Origin of the sequence: Halomicrococcus gelatinilyticus (assembly GCA_024227995.1) — an archaeon.
Lineage (GTDB): Archaea > Halobacteriota > Halobacteria > Halobacteriales > Haladaptataceae > Halomicrococcus > Halomicrococcus gelatinilyticus.
Genome location: CP100465.1, coordinates 206,953 through 228,020 on the forward strand (window position 1 = coordinate 206,953; position 21,068 = coordinate 228,020).

22 protein-coding genes are annotated in these 21,068 nt (G+C 68.6%); 10 read left to right on the plus strand and 12 right to left on the minus strand.

The genetic code is table 11. From position 1 onward, the window contains the following. Window positions 1–6: 6 nt before the first annotated feature. From NKT36_RS01030 to NKT36_RS01040, 3 genes are all read right to left on the minus strand, one after another. Window positions 7–756, minus strand: a complete 750-nt coding sequence (locus tag NKT36_RS01030; protein ID WP_327052089.1) for an MBL fold metallo-hydrolase — start codon at window positions 754–756, stop codon at window positions 7–9. A gap of 41 nt (window positions 757–797) precedes the next feature. Next, the gene (locus NKT36_RS01035) at window positions 798–1,184 is read right to left on the minus strand and encodes a high-potential iron-sulfur protein (RefSeq protein WP_327052090.1); all 387 of its coding nucleotides are present in this window, start codon (window positions 1,182–1,184) and stop codon (window positions 798–800) included. A gap of 84 nt (window positions 1,185–1,268) precedes the next feature. After that, window positions 1,269–2,105: an MBL fold metallo-hydrolase gene (locus NKT36_RS01040; protein WP_407652190.1), complete on the minus strand. Its 837-nt coding sequence runs from the start codon at window positions 2,103–2,105 to the stop codon at window positions 1,269–1,271. A gap of 618 nt (window positions 2,106–2,723) precedes the next feature. Between NKT36_RS01040 and NKT36_RS01045 the strand changes: the two genes are divergently transcribed. Continuing rightward, window positions 2,724–3,518: a helix-turn-helix transcriptional regulator gene (locus NKT36_RS01045; protein ID WP_327052091.1), complete on the plus strand. Its 795-nt coding sequence runs from the start codon at window positions 2,724–2,726 to the stop codon at window positions 3,516–3,518. A 12-nt stretch (window positions 3,519–3,530) separates the two neighbouring features. Here NKT36_RS01045 and NKT36_RS01050 read toward each other — a convergent pair whose 3' ends face one another. The 5 genes from NKT36_RS01050 to NKT36_RS01070 all read right to left on the minus strand — a co-directional run bounded on the left by NKT36_RS01050 (window position 3,531) and on the right by NKT36_RS01070 (window position 8,564). Further along, window positions 3,531–4,364, minus strand: a complete 834-nt coding sequence (locus NKT36_RS01050; RefSeq protein ID WP_327052092.1) for an enoyl-CoA hydratase/isomerase family protein — start codon at window positions 4,362–4,364, stop codon at window positions 3,531–3,533. Then, window positions 4,361–5,248 carry a 3-hydroxyacyl-CoA dehydrogenase family protein gene (locus NKT36_RS01055; RefSeq protein ID WP_327052093.1) on the minus strand — a complete coding sequence of 296 codons (888 nt, stop codon included), beginning with the start codon at window positions 5,246–5,248 and terminating at the stop codon, window positions 4,361–4,363. Before NKT36_RS01055 ends, NKT36_RS01050 begins: the two co-directional genes overlap by 4 nt. An 87-nt stretch (window positions 5,249–5,335) precedes the next feature. Further along, the gene (locus tag NKT36_RS01060) at window positions 5,336–6,772 is read right to left on the minus strand and encodes a zinc ribbon domain-containing protein (protein WP_327052094.1); all 1,437 of its coding nucleotides are present in this window, start codon (window positions 6,770–6,772) and stop codon (window positions 5,336–5,338) included. Then, window positions 6,769–7,959 (minus strand): thiolase domain-containing protein, encoded by a 1,191-nt coding sequence (locus NKT36_RS01065; protein WP_327052095.1) that lies wholly within the window; start codon window positions 7,957–7,959, stop codon window positions 6,769–6,771. Before NKT36_RS01065 ends, NKT36_RS01060 begins: the two co-directional genes overlap by 4 nt. Before the next feature lie 155 nt (window positions 7,960–8,114). After that, window positions 8,115–8,564, minus strand: a complete 450-nt coding sequence (locus NKT36_RS01070) for a hypothetical protein (protein ID WP_327052096.1) — start codon at window positions 8,562–8,564, stop codon at window positions 8,115–8,117. A 101-nt stretch (window positions 8,565–8,665) separates the two neighbouring features. On the opposite strand from NKT36_RS01070, the gene paaK reads away from it, so the two are divergent. After that, window positions 8,666–9,952 (plus strand): phenylacetate--CoA ligase PaaK, encoded by a 1,287-nt coding sequence (paaK, locus tag NKT36_RS01075; protein WP_327052097.1) that lies wholly within the window; start codon window positions 8,666–8,668, stop codon window positions 9,950–9,952. Between the two features lie 64 nt (window positions 9,953–10,016). Here the strand turns inward: paaK and NKT36_RS01080 are convergent, their stop codons facing one another. Further along, the gene (locus NKT36_RS01080) at window positions 10,017–10,697 is read right to left on the minus strand and encodes a LiaF transmembrane domain-containing protein (RefSeq protein WP_327052098.1); all 681 of its coding nucleotides are present in this window, start codon (window positions 10,695–10,697) and stop codon (window positions 10,017–10,019) included. A 162-nt stretch (window positions 10,698–10,859) separates the two neighbouring features. Beyond that, on the minus strand, window positions 10,860–11,255 hold the full coding sequence (gene paaI, locus NKT36_RS01085) for a hydroxyphenylacetyl-CoA thioesterase PaaI (protein ID WP_327052099.1): 396 nt from the start codon (window positions 11,253–11,255) through the stop codon (window positions 10,860–10,862). Window positions 11,256–11,378: 123 nt separating this feature from the next. Between paaI and NKT36_RS01090 the strand changes: the two genes are divergently transcribed. The 6 genes from NKT36_RS01090 (at window position 11,379) to NKT36_RS01115 (ending at window position 18,096) form a co-directional block, all read left to right on the plus strand. Further along, complete coding sequence (locus tag NKT36_RS01090; RefSeq protein WP_327052100.1) at window positions 11,379–11,840, plus strand: MaoC/PaaZ C-terminal domain-containing protein; 462 nt, start codon at window positions 11,379–11,381, stop codon at window positions 11,838–11,840. A 282-nt stretch (window positions 11,841–12,122) separates the two neighbouring features. Beyond that, a complete protein-coding gene (locus NKT36_RS01095; RefSeq protein WP_327052101.1) occupies window positions 12,123–14,171 on the plus strand; it encodes a hydantoinase/oxoprolinase family protein in 2,049 nt (682 codons plus the stop codon). Further along, window positions 14,171–15,901, plus strand: coding sequence for a hydantoinase B/oxoprolinase family protein (locus tag NKT36_RS01100; RefSeq protein ID WP_327052102.1), 1,731 nt, complete (start codon window positions 14,171–14,173; stop codon window positions 15,899–15,901). The genes NKT36_RS01095 and NKT36_RS01100 overlap by 1 nt, the downstream gene beginning before the upstream one ends. A 55-nt stretch (window positions 15,902–15,956) precedes the next feature. Next, on the plus strand, window positions 15,957–16,835 hold the full coding sequence (locus tag NKT36_RS01105) for an amidohydrolase family protein (RefSeq protein WP_327052103.1): 879 nt from the start codon (window positions 15,957–15,959) through the stop codon (window positions 16,833–16,835). Between the two features lie 197 nt (window positions 16,836–17,032). Further along, entirely contained in the window at window positions 17,033–17,635 is a 603-nt protein-coding gene (sod, locus tag NKT36_RS01110; protein WP_327052104.1) for a superoxide dismutase, read from the plus strand. Window positions 17,636–17,682: 47 nt separating this feature from the next. Continuing rightward, a complete protein-coding gene (locus NKT36_RS01115; RefSeq protein ID WP_327052105.1) occupies window positions 17,683–18,096 on the plus strand; it encodes a Rieske (2Fe-2S) protein in 414 nt (137 codons plus the stop codon). 3 nt (window positions 18,097–18,099) lie between these two features. Here NKT36_RS01115 and NKT36_RS01120 read toward each other — a convergent pair whose 3' ends face one another. Next, a complete protein-coding gene (locus NKT36_RS01120; RefSeq protein WP_327052106.1) occupies window positions 18,100–18,864 on the minus strand; it encodes an enoyl-CoA hydratase/isomerase family protein in 765 nt (254 codons plus the stop codon). Between the two features lie 134 nt (window positions 18,865–18,998). On the opposite strand from NKT36_RS01120, the gene NKT36_RS01125 reads away from it, so the two are divergent. Continuing rightward, window positions 18,999–19,382, plus strand: coding sequence for a PaaI family thioesterase (locus tag NKT36_RS01125; protein WP_327052107.1), 384 nt, complete (start codon window positions 18,999–19,001; stop codon window positions 19,380–19,382). 14 nt (window positions 19,383–19,396) lie between these two features. Here NKT36_RS01125 and NKT36_RS01130 read toward each other — a convergent pair whose 3' ends face one another. Continuing rightward, window positions 19,397–20,038, minus strand: a complete 642-nt coding sequence (locus NKT36_RS01130; RefSeq protein ID WP_407652191.1) for a helix-turn-helix domain-containing protein — start codon at window positions 20,036–20,038, stop codon at window positions 19,397–19,399. Between the two features lie 83 nt (window positions 20,039–20,121). Here NKT36_RS01130 and paaA point away from each other — a divergent pair, with 83 nt between their 5' ends. After that, window positions 20,122–21,066, plus strand: coding sequence for a 1,2-phenylacetyl-CoA epoxidase subunit PaaA (gene paaA / locus NKT36_RS01135; protein WP_327052109.1), 945 nt, complete (start codon window positions 20,122–20,124; stop codon window positions 21,064–21,066). Window positions 21,067–21,068 lie beyond the last annotated feature (2 nt).

Below are 21,068 nucleotides of genomic sequence, written 5' to 3' on the forward strand. Positions count from 1 at the left end.
GTGCGTCTATCGCTCGTCCAGCGCCACGGGGACGCCACGGCTTGCGACGTCCGCGGCGAACGCCCGCGAGTCGGTCTCCAGCGCCGCGAAGGTGTCGTAGTGGATGGGAACGACGAGGTCGGGGTCGATGGATTCCGCCAGGTCGGCCGCCTCGTGCCGGTCCATGGTGAAGCTCCCGCCGATGGGCGGCAGGAACAGCGAGGTCTCGATCTCCCCGAGGCCGTCGAGCGCGTCGGTGTCGCCCGGCCAGTACGCCGTCGTCCCGTCGAGCGACAGGAGGTAGCCGACGCCGAACCCCTCCGGGTGGTATGGGTCGCCCCCGGCGTCCGTGTGCGGACCGTCCGGTTCGTTGAACGCCGGGACGGTCCACGCCTCGCTCTCGCCGACGGTCACGTGGTCCTCCTGACCGACCCGCACGACGTCGTACGGCAGGTCGTCCACGGGGCGGACGTCGCGCCCGGTGTTGGCGGCGTCCACGCCTTCGTACGCGACGACGGTGGCGTCGTCGCTCGCGACGCGCTCGATGCCGTCCGAATCGTAGTGGTGGTCGTGGGTCACGAACACGACGTCGCCGTCCCGCGCGTGGTAGTCGACCGGGTCCGGGTGAGCGGCGTCGGGGTTGTCCGGTTCCCAGTCGCCGGTGAGGACGCCGTACCGCCCGGGGTCGAGGTAGGCCACGAAGCCGGACGGGGTCTCCAGTCGGACCGTCGCGTACCCGAACCACTCCACAGTGAGGCCGTCGTGTCGGATCGTCATGACTGGCGATTGGCCCGCCCCGGTAGAAAAGGCTGTGCCAGCTACCCCTGGTAGGGGGCGTAGCTCACGCAGTAGGCATTCGGCTCGATGGTGCCTTCGACGATGGCGCAGGCGCCGACGCCGTCGCCGTTCTTGTCGGGGATGTAGTACAGACACCCCGAGCACTGCTGGCCGCTCTTCGGTTCGGGCTGGTAGGCGACGGCGGACTGCGACGAGACCGCGTCCGGGTCGCGTTCGTTCCCACCCAGCGCCGTGGCGGTCGCGTACTGGTCGGGGACGGGTTCGACGGTCCCCTGGGTTCCGCCGGTCGTATCACCGTCGCCGCCGTCGCCGCCGTTGCTGCTGCATCCCGCCAGGCCGACCGTCGCCGCGGTCACGCCCGCGAGGTGGATGAACCGTCTGCGACTGCTGGTGCCGTCGTCGGACATGGTGAGAAATCGGCATCGGCGGAGAGTAACGCTACTGGTCCGGTTCTCGAAAACGAAGCGGAAACGTCCCGGGGGCGACCCCGGTCAGAGGTCCACGCGGTCGCCGATCTCGACGATGGCGAGCGACAGCGGGTGGTCGAAGCTGCGAACGTGGTCGTGGAGGGCCGTCGGGTCCGCGGTCAGGCCCTTCCACATGTCCCAGTGGCTCGGCAACAGTCGGTCGAGTTCGAGCGCGTTCGCTGCCTCGGCGACCTGGTTCTCGTCGCTGTACCACTTCGTCCGCTTCGGTTCGCGTGTCTCCTTGTCCGGAATCCGGCCGACGGACCCGAACGCCAGGATACCGAGGTCGATGTCGTACCGTTCGCCGACGCCGGCGAGCTCGTCGCCGGGCTTGGTGTCGCCGCCGTGGAAGACGGTCCCGGCATCGTGTTCGAACACGTAGGAGACGGGATGGGTCGCGTCCGGGTCGTGGGCCGGTTCGACGTGGACGGTGAACTCGCCGACCTCGACGGACTCGCCCTCGGCGACCTCGGCGAACTGGTCGTCGGTCACGTCCCACTCGTCGGGCCAGCGCTCTTCCTCGCGCGCGACGGCGAGGCTATCGTCCGGGGCGTACAGCGTTGCGCCCGTCGATTCGAGGATGGGTGCCTGGCTCGGCCCGTGGACGTGGTCGGTGTGTTCGTGGGTCGCGAAGAGGGCGTCGGCCTCGTCGACGTCGGTCGGGTCGAACGGCACGGGGACCATCCGGACCGTCCGCGGCGGGTCGCCGGTGCCGAGGTAGGGGTCGACGAACACCGTCGTCCCATCGGTGCCCTTCAGGACGAACCCGTTGCAGCCGAGATACCAGATGGCGACGCCGTCGGGGTCGGCGTCCTCGACGGCGCGCGGGAGCCAGTCTCCCCAGTCGCTGTGTATCGTCACGTTCGACCATGCTCCGAGCGCGGGCCTAAGTGTTGCGGAACGACGGACGACGTCGGTCACGGTCGCCACCCCCCATCGTCGTCCGCCGGGGTGCCCACTTCATCTTCACCTGTCCCGTATGAATCTACTTGTTTGATTTACTAACCAAAGACATATATTGTGCGGGAAAAATCAGGTGAATACCTGCAACCGGCCGTTCTGCCGAGTGCAGGTACACTGGATCGACGTGTCTCTGACAACCGCGGCGTCACGCCGCATCGCGTCCGGGAGTCTGGCCCGGACGTGATTTCGCGACCCACGGTCGCTCGACCGTCGCTGTCGAAGATGTTCCTGACGGAGTGGAGAGAGCGACCAGCGCAGTCGCCGTCGCCGGACGACGACCGGTGGTCGCTGGAGTGCACGCCGGACCGGGAGCGTCGGCGGGGACCGGCGTCCGAAAAGGTTCCGGACGAGTAGATGGTGGTGGTCGGGCCGCTTTACTTTACGGCACGGGACGGGTTTCGGCAAGTCGTATCCGTCTTACGGACGTGGAATCGTCCGGTGTTCTGAACGCGCCTAATAAACTAACCGGCTATTTAAGATAGTTTTATGCGGACGGACCCCCGACGTCCACGAACGATGACGGCGAGCGAGGACGTGCCGGCGGAGACGATCGCGACCGTAACGAGACGCTCGTCGTTCCTCGCTGCGCTCGCCGCGGGACCGAAGCGGAAGCGCGACCTCCGCGACGAACTCGGCGTCTCCCGTTCGACCGTCTACAAGGCCGTACGCGAACTCGACGAACACGGACTCGTCGAGCGAACCGACGACGGACTCGTGCTGACGCTCGCGGGGCGCATGGTCGAGTCGGCGTACGCGACGTTCCACGGGACGGTGACGGACGTCTCCCGGACGCGAGAACTCCTGGCGAGTCTGCCGCGGACCGTCGACGTCCCGTCGGCGCTGCTGGACGGCGCAGACGTCGTCACGGCCGAACGACACGCCCCGAACCGTCCGGTTCGGCTGTTCGAAGAACTCGTCGGTGATGCCGACGTCGTACGCGGCATCTCGCCGGTGGCGCTCCCACAGTACGTCGACCTGTTCCACGAGCAGGCCGTCACCGGGGAACTCGCGGCCAACCTCGTCCTCGAGAAACCCGTCGTGGAGTACCTGCTCACGGAGTACGGGGACGAGTTCGGCGAGACGCTCGACACGGGCCACCTCGCGGTGTGGGAGACGGAGGCGACGCTCCCGTTCGGTCTCGTCGTCGTCGAAGGAAAGCGGAGCGGCGTCGGCGTCGTGGCCTACGACGAGCGCGGCGAACTGCGCGGACTCGTCGTCAACGAGTCGCGCGAGGCGGTGACGTGGGGGCGGGAGACGTTCGACGACTACCGGTCGTCGGGGACCCGCCTCCGGCCCGGTCCGGTGCAGTAGTCGGTCGTCGCGTCAGCGGCCTTCCCACTCGGGCTCTCTGTCCTCCAGGAACGCGTCGATGCCCTCGTTCTTGTCCGCGGAGGCGAACAGTTGCGCGAACAGTTCGGCCTCGTACTCGATGCCCGATTCGAGGTCCATCCGGCTGCTCGCCTTCACGGCCTTCTTCGCGAGTTCGAGCGCGAGCGGGCTCTTCGCCGCCATCCGGCCGGCGAGTTCGTAGACGCGCTCGTCCAGCGCGTCGGTGGCGTGGACCTCGTCTACGAGACCGATGTCGCTGGCCTCCTCGGCGTCGATGATCTCGCCGGAGAGGACGAGCCGCATCGCCTGGCCCTCGCCGACGAGTCGCGCGAGCCGCTGGGTGCCGCCGCCCCCGGGCATGATGCCGAGGTTGATCTCGGGCTGGCCGAGCTTCGCGTCTTCGCGGGCGATGCGCACGTCGCAGGCCTGCGCGAGTTCGCAGCCGCCGCCGAGCGCGTGCCCGTTGATGCGCGCGATGACCGGCTTCTCCAGGTCGTCGACGTACTCGTAGACACGGGGGCGTTTGCTCGCCTCCCGCTGCTCGATGGGACCGCGCTCGCGGAGCTCCTTCACGTCAGCGCCGGCGACGAACGAGCCGGAGTCCTCTGAGCCAGTCAGCACGACGACGCGCACCTCGTCGGACGCCTCGACCGCGTCGAGGACGTCCTTCAGCTCGGCGCGGAGCTGGGCGTTCAGCGCGTTGCGGGCGTCGGGGCGCGAGAGCGTGACCGTCGCGACGTGGTCGGCTCGCTCGCCGACGGCGACGTCGACGGTCTCGCACTCGCCAGCCACCTGCTGCGGACTGCCGGGCGAGGCGTCGCCGCTCATTCGTCGTCACCCCAGTCGCCGGAGGTGCCCACTATCTCGCCGTCCTCCCAGACGTAGAACCCCTCGCCGGTCTTCTTGCCGAGCTTCCCGGCGCGCACCTTCTGGCGGAGGATCTGCGGCGGGCGGAACCGCTCGCCGAGCTCCTCACGGAGGTGTTCGAGGATGTCGAGGCGGACGTCGAGTCCGACGACGTCGCCGAGTTCGATGGGGCCCATCGGGTGGTTGTATCCGAGTTCCATCGCTGCGTCGATGTCCCGGGGGCTGGCGACGCCCTCCTGGAGCATCCGGATGGCCTCGACGCCGAGCGCGACGCCGAGTCGCGAGGAGGCGAAGCCGGGCGAGTCGCGCACCTCGACGGCCACCTTGTCGACGTCCTCGACGAACTCCGTGGCGAACGCGACCGTCTCGTCGTCGGCCTGCTCGGGCACGACGACCTCGACGAGCTTCATGATGTGGACGGGGTTGAAGAAGTGCAGACCGACGGCGCGCGAGGGGTCGTCGAGCGCGCTCGCGATCTCGGTCAGCGACAGCGAGGACGTGTTCGAGGCGATGATGGCGTCGTCGTCGACGAGTTCCTCCACGTCTCCGAAGGTGCTATGCTTGATCTCCATCTCCTCGGGGACGGCCTCGACGACCAGGTCCGCGTCGCCGACCGCTTCTTCGAGGTCGGTCGTCCCCGAGATGCGGTCGAGCGCCGCGTCCTTCTCCGCCTCGGTCACCTTGTCGCGGTCGACGCCCCCCTGGAGGTTGGCCTCGATGCTGTCGATGCCGTCCTCGACGAACTCCATCTCGATGTCCCGCAGCGTCACGTCGTGTCCGGCCATGGCCGTGACCTGGGCGATGCCGTGTCCCATGGTCCCGGCTCCGAGTACGCCTACCTTCATCGTGCGACAAACGGCGTCGGCGCACGAAAAGCGTTTATCTCCGGGACGGACTTGCCACGTCCGTCGCTCTCGTCGGGGTCACCCCGCTCAGTCGTCGACCGGCGGCCGCAGCTTGAACCCGTAGCGGGTGACGCCCTCCTGCGTGTAGATGCGCCGCATCGTCGTCTCGACCGGGTCGCCGATAGTGAGGCTCCCGGGGTCGGTCCCCGTCACCTGCGCCGGCGCGCTCGTCTGCCCGCCCTCGGGGCCGTCGAACGCCACGACGATGACGCCGAAGTCGCCGGACCTGGCCTGCTGTTCGGCGAACTCCGGGGGTGCGCCGCCCTGCGAGATGGTCGTCGTTGCCTCGACGGTACCGGTGCCGGGCAGGGTCACTTCCTCGTACTCGACGAGCGAGGTGCAGGCGGTACAGGCGCCCTCCGGCGGGAAGTTCAGCGCCCCGCAGTCGGGACAGCGGCCGGCGACCAGCCGGTGGCGCTGGTCGAGGGTGCGCCGCCACGACGGGACGCTGACGTACGCACCGCCGCCGCTCGGCGGGCCGGAGGTGAGTTCGCCGCGTTGGCGGAGGTACTCGGCGTAGGAGACGGACTCGTCGCCGTCGAGCGCAAGCGACGCCGGCACCTCGCCGCTCTCTGCCTCGACGACCAGGGCGTCCGCGCCCGCGCCGCTACCGTAGGCGGCCGCGAGGACGCGCTCGTGTCCGTCTGCCAGCGCGCGGGCGAGGCTCAGGGGCACGCTCGCCGCACCGGTGTCGCCGAGGTCGCGGACCAGCGCGCACTCCTGGACGTCGGCGGCCTCGACGCCGAGTGCGCCCGCGGCGCGGTAGGGGAGCTTCCCGTCCGGCGCTTGCACGGCCGCGGCGTCGACGTCTTCGAAGTCCAGTTCGGCGACAGCGCCCGCGAGCGTGTCCGTGAACGCCTGGCGGTCGTACGCGGTGACGCCCAGGCCCTCCGTGGCGTCGTCGCCGGTCCGTCGGAAGCGCGTGCCAGGGTACTCGCTCGCGTACTCCGCCTGCTGGGTCACGACCGCCGGGCCTTCGGCGGCGAGCACGAACGCCGCGGCACCAGCGCCGGCGGCGTGCTCCTCGTCGCTGTCCGGTTCGCCGCGCGGGCTGTCGGCGGCGACCACGAGACCGACGCCGTCGCCCCACTGTCCGGCCGCGAGACCGGCGTCGAGCGCGCGGGTCCCGGCGCGGGTGCTGCCCGTGAAGACGTGGCGGGTCGCGTCGTCGGGAACGCCGAGCATCCCGCCGAGACGGACGGTCAGGTCGGACTCGGCCAGCGGCGGCGTCGTCGAGGCGAACGCCAGGAACGCGACCTCGTCGCCGTCGCGACCGGCGGCGTCGAGCGCGCGCGTCGCCGCCTCCCAGGCCATCGTGAGCGCGTCCTCGTCGGCACCGGGGACGGCCTTCGACTCGACGCCGGCGGCGTGGAACTGCCCCCACGCCTCGCGGAACTCCGCGGCGTCGACGCGGAACCGGGGCGCGTACGCGCCGACCGCCGCGATGGCGGGTGCGTCGCTCATGCGTCCACCTCCCGGTCGACGGCAGACTCGCGTTCGAAGACGTGGACGACGGCCGCGCCGCCGCTCCCGCCGACGTTGTGCGTCAGCCCGCGGGTCGGGTCCTCGACCTGGCGCTCGCCCGCGTCGCCGGAGAGCTGCTTGAACGCCTCGGCGACCTGACCGACGCCGGTCGCACCGATGGGGTGGCCCTTCGACTTGAGGCCGCCCGAGGTGTTGACGGGAAGTTCGCCGTCGAGTTCCGTCGCGCCGGCTGCGACGAACTCGCCCCCCTCGCCGGGCTCGCAGAAGCCGAGGTCCTCGTACGCGAGCAGTTCGGCGATGGCGAAGCAGTCGTGGACCTCCGCGAAGTCGAGGTCCGACGGGTCGACGCCGGCCATCTCGTAGGCGCGCTCGCCCGCCTCGCGCGAGGCCGGGATGGAGGTGTAGGTGTCGCGCTGGAACAGGCCGACGTGGTCGCTGGCCGCGCCGACGCCCGCGACGCGGATGGGGTCGTCGGTGTACTCGTCGACGACGTCCTCGCTCACGACGAGCGCGGCAGCCGCACCGTCGGTGGTCGGACAGCAGTGGTACAGCGTCAGGGGGTCGGCGACGACCGGCGCGGTCTCGGCGTCGTCGAGCGAGCACTCGAAGCCGAGGTGGGCGTGGGGGTTCTTCGCCCCGTTGCTGTGGTTCTTGACCGCGACGTGCGAGAGCTGTTCGCTCGTCGTGCCGTACTCGGCCATGTGTGCGTCCGCCATCTGGGCGTACACGCCCGCGAACGTCGTCCCCGAGAGGCGCTCCCACTCCGTCTCGCCGGAGACGCCCAGCCAGTACTTCGTGGCGTCGCTGGAGGTGTCGGTCATCACCTCGACGCCGCTGGCGAGCGCCACGTCTGCCATCCCGCTCTTGACGGCCTGGACCGCCTGCCGCATCGCGTAGCCGGACGCGGCGCAGGCGTTCTCGACGCGCGTCGTCGGGACGCCGTCGAGGCCCACGTGCTCGGTCGCCGCCGGCCCGGAGAGGCCGAGCTGTCGTCCGCCCACGCCGAGAGTGCCGACGAACGCCTCGTCGATGTCGTCTGGATCGATGCCGGCCGGGACGCTGTCGCAGGCGCCCTCGAACGCCGTGCGGAACAGCGACCGGTAGCTTTCGTCGGGGAACGACCCGAAGTCGGTCTGGGCCGCGCCGACGAGGTACGCGTCTCGCATGGGAGCCAGTCACGGCCCCGGGGAGAAATAACTGCCGTCCTTCCCGCGTTTTGCCCGTTCGCCCCATGGGTCCGTTCGTCCGCATCTCGACCGTGTGAGCGGCGGAACGGCGCTCGCACGGACGGTCACGCACCTGACGTCACCGGGGTCTGACGTCACTGAGACTCGTCCCGCGCGAAGACGCGCGTGCCCCAACCGACGACGTAGCCCGTGACCGCACCGGCGATGCCGACCGTGGCGAAGACGACCACGACGGCCCACAGCGGCGCGTCGCCGGTCTCGGCTCCGACCAGCGCCTGGCTGGCCGCGACCACCAGGCCGAAGAGTAGCGCGGGCGTCAGACCGACGGCGAGGCTCGCGAGCACGCTCCCGCCCCGGTAGGCGCTCGCGGCCGACACGACCGGCGGCGCGAGAAAGAGTACCGCCGGGAGGAGCGGGTCGTAGACGGCCCGCGCGACCGGCCGCACGCCCGGAACGTGCTGACCGACCACGACGACCAGCAGGAGTCCCAGCACGACGACGGCGAATCCCCCGACGAATCGCATCCAGTGTTCGGTCCGGTCGTCGGCGGTGGTCCGCGACGGGACGGCAACGAGCGGAATCACGGATACGGGCTTCGAGAGTCAGAAATATAAACTTTCTCGGGAGGCAGCGCTTGCGTAGCGAGAAAGGATTTTGTACCCGCCTTCTAAACGATAGTTTGGCAATGGTATACAGCGACATAGAGGTCGCGTCCCGTGAGGAACTCCGGGACATCCAGACCGAACGCCTCACCGAGACAGTGGCGTACGCGTACGAGAACGTCCCCTACTACCAGGAGGCGCTGGACGAGGCCGGCGTCACACCGGACGACATCGAGAGCGTCGAGGACGTGTCGAAGCTGCCGTTCACGACGAAGGAGGACTTCCGCGACGAGTACCCCGACGGCCTGTTCGCCGTCGACCGGTCGGAGATCGCTCGGCTCCACGCCTCTTCCGGCACGACCGGGAAGCCGAAGATCGTCTCCTACACCGACGAGGACCTCGACGTCTGGCGCGAGGTGATGGCGCGGTCGCTCGCCGCGGCCGGCGTCACCGACGACCACGTCGTCCAGAACGCCTACGGCTACGGCCTGTTCACCGGTGGCCTCGGCTTCCACGACGGCGTCGAGGAACTCGGGGCCTGCGTCATCCCCGTCGGTGGCGGCAACACCGCCCGCCAGATCGACATGATCCAGGACCTCGAGAGCGACGTGCTCTCGGCGACGCCGTCGTACTGTCTCTACCTGGCGGAGGCCGCCGAGGAGCAGGGCATCGACCCCGCCGAGCTCTCCCTCTCGCGGGTCATCATCGGCGCTGAGCCGTTCACCGACCCCATGCGCGAGGAGATCGAGGAAGCCCTCGACGTGACCGCGGTAGACGTCTACGGCCTCTCGGAGATCATCGGCCCGGGCGTCGCCATCGAGTGCGAGCACGCCCAGGACGGCCTGCACCTCTGGGAGGACCACTTCTACCCCGAGATCGTCGATCCGGAGACGGGCGAACCCCTGCCGGAGGGCGAGGAGGGCGAACTCGTGCTGACCTCCCTGACCAAGGAGGCCCTGCCGGTCCTCCGCTACCGCACGGGCGACATGACCTCGCTGAACTACGAGGAGTGCGAGTGCGGTCGCACCGTCGTCCGGATGGACAACGTCACCGGTCGCGCGGACGACCTGCTCATCGTCCGCGGGGTGAACGTCTACCCGAGCCAGATCGAGGAGGTCATGGTCGACATCGAGGAGGTCGCCCCGTACTACCGCATCGACCTCTACCGGCGCAACAACCTCGACACCATGGAGCTCACCGTCGAGTACTGCGAGAGCTACGAGGGCACCCACGACGAACTGGAGTCCACCATCCGCCAGCGACTGGAGGAGATACTGGAGGTCAAGCCGGACGAGATCGAGGTCGTCGGCCCCGGCGTCATCGAGCGCTCGGAGACCGGCAAGGTCAAGCGCGTGTTCGACCACCGCTGAGAACGACCCGCGACGCGACCCACGATCCAGTGTAACGGCCCGCTTTTTTCGCCGCCGAACGCCCTCAGTCGGAGACGCTGACGCCGCCGAACGCCGTGAATCCCGTGACGACGAGGTCGACCTCGTCGTGTTCCTCGGAGCGGTGGGGGCGTTCGTCCTCCGCGCCGCCGAACACCGGCAGCACGTCCATCTGGACGTTCCACTCCCGGGGGACGACGACCTCGACGCCGCCGAAGAGGGCGACGACGTTGATCTGGGCCGGGCGGTCGGTCACCTCGGACTTGCGGAGGTCGAGTTCGACCCCGCCGAACAGCGCCGTGAGGTCGCCGCCGTTGAACTGCCGTGAGGTCGCGCGCTGGTTGCGCCCGCCGAAGATCGCCAGCGTCGAGACGTACTCGCTGCCGACGGCGACCGACTGGCTCCGGAGGCGGCCGAGGACGACGGAGACGCCGAAGATGATGAGGAGCACCGGCCAGAACTGGCCGAGGTCCGCAGCCACGACCACGTCGAGGGCGACGAGTTGCCACGCCAGCGCGACGGTCACGAGCACGAGCGGGCCGGTCACGTTCCTGAAGCGACTGGTGACCAGCGCGTACAGCCCGACGAGGACGAACAACGAGGGGACGAAGTCGACGAGGAAACTCGTGTCGTAGACGCCGGTCGTGTTCAGGAGCAGGACGATACCGAGCAGGATGATCAGCGCCCCGAAGAGCGCCTGGCTGTTGGGCCGTCGTTCGAGTGACATGACTATATCGATGTCTACGGCCCGTTACGTCATATGGTTGTGGTAGCGAACGTTACCACGCGGCAACGCGTCGGGAACCGTCGACCACGCGTCGGGCGACGCACCGTGCGATGGGCGGTGAGTGCGTCTGACGGCCGGCGCGTGCGTCCGACGGCCGACGTGTCAGGGCTTGTAGACGCGGCCGCGGAAGATGGCGATCTCCTCGCCGTCGTCGTCCGTGATGTCCACGCGATAGCTGGCGGTCGAACGGCTCCCGTGTTCGCGTTCGGCGCTGGCGGTCAGCGTGTCGCCGACCTCGACGGCGTCGAGGTACGAGATGTTCGTCTCCAGTGCGAGCGCCGTCTCGCCTTCCGAGTTGGAGGCGGCCGCGAACGCGGCGTCGGCGAGCGAGTAGACCGCGCCGCCGTGGGGCGTCCCGTGGAAGTTGAGCAGGTCCTCGGTGACGGTGAGTTCGGTCTCCGCCGTCCCGGGCGCCAGTTCGACGAGTTCGACGCCGATCTTCTGGCAGAAGGGGTCCTCGGCGATACGCTCGCGGCGTTCGTCCGGTATGTCGGCCATACGCGCGATTGGGAGAACCACTATTTATAATCTCGCGTCCACCACGTCGCTTGCGTCGACTCTCCGGGCGAAACCGTCGCCGGATACCATAGAGTTTTATCGGAAACGCCGAAACGTGGGGATATGGCCTACAGCTACGAGCCCCACTACTTCGAGGACTTCGAGGAAGGACAGACGTTCGAGAGCGTCGGCCGCACCGTCACCGAGTACGACTTCGTGATGCACTCGGCGTTCACCGGCGACTGGACCGAACTCCACACGAACAAGGAGTACGCCGAGGAGGAGAACTTCGGCGAGCGCGTCGCCCACGGCCCGATGACGTTCTCGCTCGCGACCGGGTTCGTCTACCGCATCGGTATCCTCGAACGCACCGTGCTGGCGTTCCTCGGGATGAACTACATGGACATCCCGAACCCCGTCTACATGGACGACACCATCTCGCTGGACATGGAGGTCGTCGAGACGAAGGACATCAGCAGCCGCGACGACTCCGGCCTCGTCGTCATCGACACGACGATGACGAACCAGGAGGACACCATCGTCTTCGAGGGCGACATGAAGTTCCTCATCAAGAAGCGCGACTGAGGACGGACAGCGACCGGGGACAGCTCCGGGAGTGGCGAGCACGCCCGCGATTGCTGATTCTTCCGCGCGGTCGGGACCCGGTCGGTGCTGGCGGGTGAGCCAGCGGGCGGTGCGACCCCGCGGACGGGACGACTCCGCGACGGGAGACTGTCCGGCGGCCGACTGCGCAGGCGGTCGACAGCGCCGACGGCGGTGACGACAGCTTCAAGGTATGACGACGACGCAACTTCACGATAGCAATGGGTACGACACGTGGTAGCATCGAACGGCGCGAGGGAATCGATGGCTGACCGATCGACGCGCGTCGGCGTCGACGTCGGCGGTACGTTCACCGACATCGTCTCGATACGAGACGGGGCGGTCCAGGTTAGCAAGACACCGTCGACCCCTGACGCGCCCGAGCAGGCGGTCCTCGACGGACTCCGGACGGTCCGGGACCGTGACGACCTCGCGTTCCAGGACGTCGACTTCCTCGCGCACGGGACCACCGTGGCGACGAACGCCGTCCTCGAAGTGGAGTGGGCGGACACCGCTCTGGTCACGACCGAGGGGTTCGGCGACGCCCTCGAGATCGGTCGCCAGGCCCGTCCCGACATCTACGACTTCCAGGTGGAGAAACCCCGGCCCGTGGTCGAGCGCGACCGGCGCTACGAGGTACCGGAGCGACTCGACGAGCGCGGCAATCCGCTCGTCGAGCTAGACGAGAGCGCGGTCAGGGACCTCGCCGCGGAGTTGCGGGAGACCGGCGTCGAGAGCGTCGCCGTCAGCCTGCTCTTCTCGTTCGAGAACGACGTTCACGAGCGCCGCGTCCGCGAACTGCTCCGCGAGGAGGGCCTCGACGCCTCCTTCTCGCTGTCCAGCAACGTCCTCCCCGAGATTCGCGAGTACGAACGCACGCTGACGACGGGGCTGAACGCCGCACTCAAACCGGTGATGGACGAGTACATCGGGAACCTGGAGTCCCGGATCGCGGACGACGACATCGCCGCCGAACTCAAGATAATGCAGTCCAACGGCGGAATCATCACCGCCGACGCGGCCAGGGAGCAACCGGTCAACACGCTCCTGTCCGGACCGGCGGCCGGCGTGCAGGGTGCGGCCTACGTCGCGGAACTCGCCGGGACGGAGGACATCATCACGATGGACATGGGCGGTACCTCCTGCGACGTATCGCTGGTCGAGGGCGGCGAACCGCTCGTCACGACCGACGTCGAGGTCGGTGACTACCCCGTCAGCGTCCCGATGATCGACATCCACACGGTCGGCGCAGGCGGCGGGTCGATCGCGTGGATCGACGCCGGCGACGCGCTCCGCGTCGGTCCGCGGTCGGCGGGCGCGAACCCCGGTCCGGTCTGCTACGGCCGGGGGGGCGACCGTCCGACGACGACGGACGCTCACCTCCTGCTCGGGCGACTGGACCCCGAATCCTTCCTCTCGGACGATCTGGACGGTGCGGCGGACGCCGCCGAGCGAGTCGTCGAGCGCGACGTCGCCGACCCCCTCGGGATGAGCGTGCAGGAGGCCGCGCAGGGAATCCTCGACGTGGCGAACGCGAACATGGCGCGAGCGCTCCGCGTGGTCTCCGTCGAGCGTGGATACGACCCGCGGGAGTTCGGCCTGGTGGCGTTCGGCGGTGCCGGACCGCTGCACGCCTGCAAACTCGCCGCGGAACTCGACGTCCCGCGCGTCATCGTTCCCCGAACGGCGGGCGTCCTCTCGGCGCTCGGACTGCTGATCAGCGACGTGCTGTACGACTACAGCACCTCGCGCGTGCGGCCGTTCGTCGAGTTGGACGCCGCGGACCTGCAGGCGACGTTCGACTCCTTCGCCGACGAGGGGCGGGAGCGACTCGCGGACGAGGACCACCCGGAGGGACAGCGCCAGTTCGAACGCTCCGTCGACCTTCGGTACGAGGGACAGTCGTTCGAACTGTCGGTGCCGGTTCCCGACGGGGACCTCGACGCCGACGCCCTCGCGACCATCGTCGACCGGTTCCACGAGCGCCACCGCCAGCGGTACGGCCACGCCTACGAGTCCGAACCCGTCGAACTCGTCACCATCCGGCTCCGGGTCCGTGGCGTCGTGGAGACGCCCGACCTGGCCTACAGCGGGGCAAACGGTGATCTGGCCGACGCCGTCAGCGATACCCGGCCGGTGGTATACGACGGAACGGTCCACGACACGCGCATCTACGACCGCCAGCGGCTACCGTCCGGGGCCTCGTTCGACGGCCCCGCCGTGGTCGAGGGCGTCGAGAGCACCGTCGTCGTCCACCCCCACCAGCGGGTCAGCGTCGACGAGTACGGAACGCTACTGGTGGAGGGACAGTGATGGTCGACTCGGTCACGCTCGAAGTCATCCGCAACGCCTGTATCGCCGTCGCCGAGGAGATGAACGCGAACCTCATCCGGACCGGGTACTCGCCGAACATCAAGGAGCGCCGGGACTGCTCGTGTGCGCTGTTCGACGCCGACGCCCAGATGATCTCGCAGGCGGAGAACATGCCGGTCCACCTCGGGGCGATGCCGTACTCCGTCGAGGCGGCCGTCGACCGCTTCCCGCCCGAGACGCTCGAACCGGGCGACGCCGTCCTGTTGAACGACCCCTTCTACGGCGGCGCACACCTTCCCGACCTCACGCTCGTGACCCCGGTGTTCGTCGACGGCGAGATACTCGCGTTCGCGGCGAACCGCGCGCATCACGCCGACATCGGCGGCTCGCGCGCCGGGAGCGTCGCCGCCGACTCGACCGAGATATACCAGGAAGGCCTGCGGATTCCGCCGGTGAAACTGTTCGAAGGCGGCGAGCCGAACGAGGCCGTCTTCGACGTGGTGCTGACGAACGTCCGCACCCCGGACGAGCGACGCGGGGACCTCCGCGCGCAGGAGGCGGCCAACCAGACGGGCGTCCGCCGCTTCCGCGACCTCGCCGAGAAGTACGGCGTCGAGACGCTGCGGGACGCCCTCGACGGTATCAAGACCTACTCCGAGCGCCGCATGCGGTCCGAGATAGCGGCGTTGCCGGACGGCACGTACGCCTTCGAGGACGTCCTCGACGACGACGGTCTCGGGAACGAGGACGTCCCCATCCGCGCGGAGGTGGTCGTCGACGGCGACGAGGTGCGAGTCGACTTCACCGGCACCGCCGAACAGGTCGACGGGCCGGTGAACGCGGTGTTCGCGGTCACCGCGTCCGCGACCTACTACGCCGTCCGCTGTGTCACCGACCCCGACATCCCCCCGAACCACGGCTGTTACCGACCCATCGACATCGACGCACCCGAGGGGACCGTCGTCAATCCGGAGCCGCCGGCGGCGGTCGTGGGGGGCAACCTGGAGACCTCCCAGCGGGTCACCGACGTCGTCCTCGGTGCGTTCGGCGAGCAGGTGCCCGAACGCGTCGTCGCGGCCGGCCAGGGGACGATGAACAACGTCACCTTCGGCGGCACCGACCCCCGCGACGGGTCGCCGTACGCCTTCTACGAGACGCAGGGCGGCGGGTTCGGCGGCCGCGACGGCGCGGACGGGATTGACGGCGTCCACGTCCACATGAGCAACACGATGAACACGCCCGCCGAGGTGCTGGAGACCGCCTATCCGCTCCGGGTGACACGCTACGAACTCCGCCCCGACTCCGGCGGCGCGGGCGAGTTCCGCGGCGGCCTCGGTCTGCGCCGGGACATCCGCGTTCGCGGCCACGAGGCGACGTTCAGCCTCCTCGCCGACCGCCACCGCCACGCACCGTACGGACTCGACGGCGGCGACCCCGGTGAACCGGGCGCGGCGTACCTCCTGGACGGCGACGAGACCCGCATCGACCAGAAGTCCATCCACGACCTGCCAGCGGGGACCACCGTCAGCATCCGCACGCCCGGTGGCGGCGGGTACGGCGACCCGTCGGACCGCGACCCGGCAGCCGTCGCCCGGGACGTGCGTCTCGGCAAGGTGTCGGTCGAGGAGGCGCTCCGACGGTACGACGTCGACCGCGACGACCTCGACCTCGGCGACGCCGACGGCGGCCGTCTGGAACGCGACGGCGTGGACTCCGACGGAACGGAGTGAACGGTCCGACGGCGAATCCACCGGTGTTTTCTATTCCGATTGCCAACGGTGACACATGGCACCCGTCGATGTCCTCGACGACGAGGACGAACCGCGCATCGTCGACACGCACTGTCACCAGCCCACGGAGGAGTTCCTGAACGACGCCGGCGGCCAGATGATGGAGGACGCCGCCAACAAGTTCGGGGCGGACATGGAGACGGACACCTACGAGAACCTCGTCGAGGAGTACCACGAGGTCGGCATCTCCACGGCCGTCCTCCTCGGCTGGGACGCCGAGACCAACACCGGCAACCCGCCGGTGCCGAACGACTACGTCGCCGAGATCCGCGACCAGTACGACGACTTCTTCGTCGGGTTCGCGAGCGTCGACCCCCTGAAGGACGACTGCGCCCAGGAGGCCGAACGCGCCGTGAAGGATCTCGACCTTTCCGGGTTCAAGTTCCAGCAGATCGCCCAGGGGTTCGACCCGAGCGACCCCGAGCACGACGAACTGTGGACCACCATCGAGGACCTCGGCGTCCCCGTCGTGTTCCACGGCGGCAACTCCACGCTCGGCGCGGGCGCTCCGGGCGGGCGCGGACTGAAGGTCAAGCACGGCAACCCCATGCTCATCGACGACGTCGCCGCCGAGCACCCCGACCTCCAGATCCTCATCGCTCATCCCGCGTTCCCGTGGGAGAAGGAGCAACTCGCCATCTGCCAGCAGAAGGGGAACGTGTACATGGACCTCTCCGGGTGGATGCCCCGGTACATCGACGACCAGGTGCTGCACTACGCGAAGACCCTCCTGCAGGACAAGGTGATGTTCGGCACCGACTACCCGATGATCGACCCGAAGCCGTGGCTCGAACAGTTCGCCGAACTCGAGTTCCCCGAGGAGGTCCAGCGCAAGATCCTCTGGGAGAACGCCGAACAGTTCCTCGACCTGTAACGCAGCCGACCCATCCCGACCGCTCGTTTTCCGACCGACGCTTCTCGCGTATTTCATCCGCCAAGCGCCTGTTCTCGGTCGACCGAACGGTCGGCCGGAGCGTCCCTCGTCCGTTCGCCGGACGGCGTTTCAGTGACCCTACTTAATTCTATTTCAGGAAACGCTCATGTCCTCGGCCGGACACCCTTCGAGTGACCATGTCCGACTACGAACTCGACCCGCTGCCGTACGACTACGACGCACTCGAACCGCACGTAAGCGAGCAGGTGCTCACGTGGCACCACGACACCCACCACCAGGGCTACGTCAACGGCTGGAACGCCGCCGAGGAGACGCTCGCCGAGAACCGCGAGGACGGCGACTTCGGCTCCTCCGCCGGCGCCATCCGCAACGTGACCCACAACGGCTCGGGCCACGTCCTCCACGACCTGTTCTGGAACTCCATGTCCCCGGAGGGCGGCGACGAGCCCGAGGGACCGCTCGCCGACCGCATCGCGGCGGACTTCGGCTCCTACGAGGCCTGGAAGGGCGAGTTCGAGGCGGCCGCGAGCGACGCCGGCGGCTGGGCGCTGCTGGTCTACGACTCCTTCAGCAACCAGCTCCGCAACGTCGTCGTGGACAAGCACGACCAGGGCGCGCTCTGGGGCAGCCACCCCGTCCTGGCGCTCGACGTCTGGGAGCACTCCTACTACCACGACTACGGCCCGGCCCGCGGCGACTTCGTCGACGCCTTCTTCGAGGTCGTCGACTGGCGCGAACCGACCGCGCGCTACGAGCGCCTGGTCGAACAGTTCGAGTAACTCCCGAATCCGCTAATTTTTTCGGCCGCTAGCAGTCGACTTTCACCATGGACGACGCGACGCGACTGACCCCCGTCGACGACGTGCCAGCGAACGGGTCGTGGCTGTTCACCGTCTTCGATCGGACCGGCGAGCGCGAGGAGGCCATCCTCGTCCGCGCGTGCGACGGCGTCGCCGGGTGGCTGAACTTCTGTCAGCACGAGACCGACCAGCGACTCGACCGCGGGGTCGGCGCCGCCGTCCGCGACGACGAGATCGTCTGTCCGAAGCACGGCTCGATGTTCGACGCCTGCTCAGGAACGTGTGACAACGGCAAGGCCGCCGGGTCGACGCTCGTCGCGGTGGACGTCGCCGTCGAGGACGGCGCGGTCTTCCTCACGGACGACGCGTACGACTTCGCCCACGAGGGCGGCATCGAGGACGACGACCTGCCGGGGTCGTCGTCGCACCTCACCTTCTAGGTCTCACTCGAACTCGGGTTCACGACCTTCGAGGAACGCCGAGACGCCCTCCTCGTGGGCCGGCGTTCCGTAGGCCAGCGACTGGACCATGTTCTCGAACTCCATCGCCTCGCGCCACTCCTTGCCCATGTTGCCGTGGATGGCGCGCTTGGCGAGGCCGATGGTCTTCGTGGGGCGCTGCTGAAGGGTTTCAAGCAGGTCGTCGACGGCGGCGTCGAGTTGCTCGTCCGGCACGACCTCGTTGACGAGGTCCATCTCCGCGGCCTCGTCGGCGCCGAAGAACTCCCCGGTGAACGCCAGGCGCTTGGCCGTCCGCAGGCCGACGAGCTTCGGGAGGAGGAAGGAGCCGCCGGTGTCGGGGATGAGGCCGACGCGGACGAACGCGCAGCCGAACGTCGCCGACTCGACTGCGTAGGCGAAGTCGCTGATGGCCGTGATGGCCAGTCCCGCGCCGACGGCGTCGCCGTTCACCTTCGCGACGATGGGGACGGGCGCGTCGAGCGCCTCCTCGACGACGCGACCGAACGTCTCCGTGACCCGGTCGAAAGCCTCGTCCGGGCTCTCCTCGCGCTCGGCCATCGACTGGATGTCGCCGCCGGCGCTGAACGCCTCGCCCTCGCCGGTCAGCACGACGGCGTCGTGTTCGCTGGCGTCGGACTCGGCGAGCACCTCGGCCAGTTCCTCCGCCGCCTCGATGCTGAAGGCGTTCAGCACGTCCGGGCGGTCGAACGTCACGGTGCGGATTCCGTCCTCGTCGGAGACTCGCATATCCGAGCGTTTCCCTCCAGTGAGTTAAGGGTACTCACCCGCCGGGCGACCGGCGACCGTCCGCCGGACGACGCGACGGCAATGGACCGGGGGAAGAAGTACGCTTAAGCCGCTCCCACGTGCACGTCGCCGGTATGGACATCGAAGCGTTCTTCGAGGGGATGCCGTTCGCCGACCTGCTCGGCGTCGAGGTGACCGAGGCAGCGGACGGCCACGCTGAAGGACACGTCGAGATGCGCCAGGAACTGTCCTGGAACCAGGATCGCGAGATGGCACACGGCGGCGTCACGTTCACGCTCGCGGACACCGTCGGCGGCGCGGCGCTCGTCTCGCTGAACGACCAGCCCGTACCGACCGTCGACATGCGGATCGACTACCTCGCCGCCGGGACCGGCGACCTGTACGCCGAGGCTGACGTCGTCCGGAACGGGAGCGACGTCGGCGTCGTCGACGTGGCGGTCTACGACGAGGACGACGAGCACGTCGCGGACGCCCGCGGCGTCTACAAGACCGGGTAGAACACACTCCCTTTTCAGCCGAACAACTGCGTGAACAGCGCCCGTTGTGCGCGGTGGAGGCGTTCGAGGAAGGCCGACTTGCTGACGCCGAGTTCGTCGGCGACGTCGCTGGCGGTAACCTTCCGGGGGACGGCGAAGTACCCCATCTCCAGCGCGGCGCGCAGGGCGCGCTCCTGCGCGGGCGTGACGTCCCACTGGCGAGCGACGACGGTCTCGTCCTCCGAGCCGAGCGGGTGGACGCGCGCCAGGGTCACGCCGACGGCCTCGCCGGCAGCTTCGAGGACGCCCTGGAGGACGTCGTGGCCGACGACCGCGCCGGTGAACGTCGCGCCGCCGTCGCGGTAGCGTAGCGACTCCGCCATGAAGCCGGCGTTCGTCAGTTCGTGGACGATGCAGGGGTGTTTCGAGAGACAGCGGTAGTTCAGTCGGTCGTCGGTCGTCGAGACGTGGAGGTAGCGGACGCGGTCGTCGGCGTCGAGGAACTCCGTCAGCCCGCCGCTGTCGCCCGGCGCGCTGAACTGCAGGAGGACGTTACCGTCGTCGCGGTACTGCGGCGGCTGGCAGTCGACGGCGACGTTCGTCGCACGCGTCGCCTCCGCGAGCGGGCAGTCGTCGCCCGTCACGTCGAACTCGACGACGAGGCACTCGTCTATCACGCCCGACCGGTCGGCCGGGGAGTACATAAATCCCGTTCATGGGCGGGTGAACTGGTATGGGTCGGGGCGTGTAACGAACGACCATGGAGATAGAGACCGTCAAAGAGCGGGCCGGTCCGCGGGCGTTCAGCCCGAAGGACGACCTGCCCGAGAAGTACCGGAAGGCAGCCACGCGGATGATCGAGTTCCACGCGAACAGCGAGATCATGGGCGCGTACCTCGAGAAACCGTTCATCCGCGAGGCCCCGAGCCTCGACCGGAAGCTCGCCTTCTCGGCGAAGGTCCAGGACGAGATCGGTCACGGTCAGCTCCTCTACCGGGCCGCGGAGTCGCTCGGCGTGAAGACCCGCGACGAGATGCTCGACGACCTCGCGAACGGACAGGGGAAGTTCCTGAACTGCTTCCACTACCCGATGGAGAGCTGGGTCGAGACGCCGATGATCGCCTTCTTCGTCGACGGTGCCGCGATGCGACGGCAGGCGACGCTGAAGAAGACCAGCTGGGAACCGTACGCCCACGCGATGGACAAGGTCTGCTTCGAGGAGGGCTTCCACGTCAAACACGGCGAGGCTATCCTCTACGAGCTCATGACGGGGTCGAAGAAGGAACAGGAGATGACCCAGGACGCCTTCGAGACGTGGTGGCCGCGCATCATCCAGTTCTTCGGCCCCACCGACGACAAGTCCACCCACCACGACTTCTCCAGCGAGGTCGGGCTCAAGCAGATGTCGAACGACGAACTGCGCAACACGTTCCTCAACGCCTACATCCCGAAGGCGAAGAAGTACGGCCTCGAGATTCCCGACGAGCCGCGCATCACGAAGAACGACGACGGCACCTACGAGGTCCGCGAGGACGACCTCGACTGGGACGAGTTCTTCACCATCGCGAAAAACGAGTACGAGCCGGGCGTCGGCCAGATAAACGGCCGGAAGAAGGCCCAGGAAGCGGTCGAATGGGTTCGCGAATCGATGGACAGCCACGAACAGAAGATGTACGGCGGCACGCAGCCGCAGGCGGCTGACTGACA

What these genes read in the sequence shown, in the direction of transcription:
- NKT36_RS01050 (WP_327052092.1), bottom strand. Translation starts at nt 4,364, where the DNA reads ATGAGCGGCGACGCCTCGCCCGGCAGTCCGCAGCAGGTGGCTGGCGAG.
- NKT36_RS01100 (WP_327052102.1), top strand. Translation starts at nt 14,171, where the DNA reads ATGGTCGACTCGGTCACGCTCGAAGTCATCCGCAACGCCTGTATCGCC.
- paaI (WP_327052099.1), bottom strand. Translation starts at nt 11,255, where the DNA reads ATGGCCGACATACCGGACGAACGCCGCGAGCGTATCGCCGAGGACCCC.
- NKT36_RS01105 (WP_327052103.1), top strand. Translation starts at nt 15,957, where the DNA reads ATGGCACCCGTCGATGTCCTCGACGACGAGGACGAACCGCGCATCGTC.
- NKT36_RS01045 (WP_327052091.1), top strand. Translation starts at nt 2,724, where the DNA reads ATGACGGCGAGCGAGGACGTGCCGGCGGAGACGATCGCGACCGTAACG.
- NKT36_RS01030 (WP_327052089.1), bottom strand. Translation starts at nt 756, where the DNA reads ATGACGATCCGACACGACGGCCTCACTGTGGAGTGGTTCGGGTACGCG.
- paaA (WP_327052109.1), top strand. Translation starts at nt 20,122, where the DNA reads ATGGAGATAGAGACCGTCAAAGAGCGGGCCGGTCCGCGGGCGTTCAGC.
- NKT36_RS01065 (WP_327052095.1), bottom strand. Translation starts at nt 7,959, where the DNA reads ATGCGAGACGCGTACCTCGTCGGCGCGGCCCAGACCGACTTCGGGTCG.
- NKT36_RS01095 (WP_327052101.1), top strand. Translation starts at nt 12,123, where the DNA reads ATGGCTGACCGATCGACGCGCGTCGGCGTCGACGTCGGCGGTACGTTC.
- paaK (WP_327052097.1), top strand. Translation starts at nt 8,666, where the DNA reads ATGGTATACAGCGACATAGAGGTCGCGTCCCGTGAGGAACTCCGGGAC.
- NKT36_RS01055 (WP_327052093.1), bottom strand. Translation starts at nt 5,248, where the DNA reads ATGAAGGTAGGCGTACTCGGAGCCGGGACCATGGGACACGGCATCGCC.
- NKT36_RS01125 (WP_327052107.1), top strand. Translation starts at nt 18,999, where the DNA reads ATGGACATCGAAGCGTTCTTCGAGGGGATGCCGTTCGCCGACCTGCTC.
- sod (WP_327052104.1), top strand. Translation starts at nt 17,033, where the DNA reads ATGTCCGACTACGAACTCGACCCGCTGCCGTACGACTACGACGCACTC.
- NKT36_RS01115 (WP_327052105.1), top strand. Translation starts at nt 17,683, where the DNA reads ATGGACGACGCGACGCGACTGACCCCCGTCGACGACGTGCCAGCGAAC.
- NKT36_RS01060 (WP_327052094.1), bottom strand. Translation starts at nt 6,772, where the DNA reads ATGAGCGACGCACCCGCCATCGCGGCGGTCGGCGCGTACGCGCCCCGG.
- NKT36_RS01035 (WP_327052090.1), bottom strand. Translation starts at nt 1,184, where the DNA reads ATGTCCGACGACGGCACCAGCAGTCGCAGACGGTTCATCCACCTCGCG.
- NKT36_RS01080 (WP_327052098.1), bottom strand. Translation starts at nt 10,697, where the DNA reads ATGTCACTCGAACGACGGCCCAACAGCCAGGCGCTCTTCGGGGCGCTG.
- NKT36_RS01120 (WP_327052106.1), bottom strand. Translation starts at nt 18,864, where the DNA reads ATGCGAGTCTCCGACGAGGACGGAATCCGCACCGTGACGTTCGACCGC.
- NKT36_RS01090 (WP_327052100.1), top strand. Translation starts at nt 11,379, where the DNA reads ATGGCCTACAGCTACGAGCCCCACTACTTCGAGGACTTCGAGGAAGGA.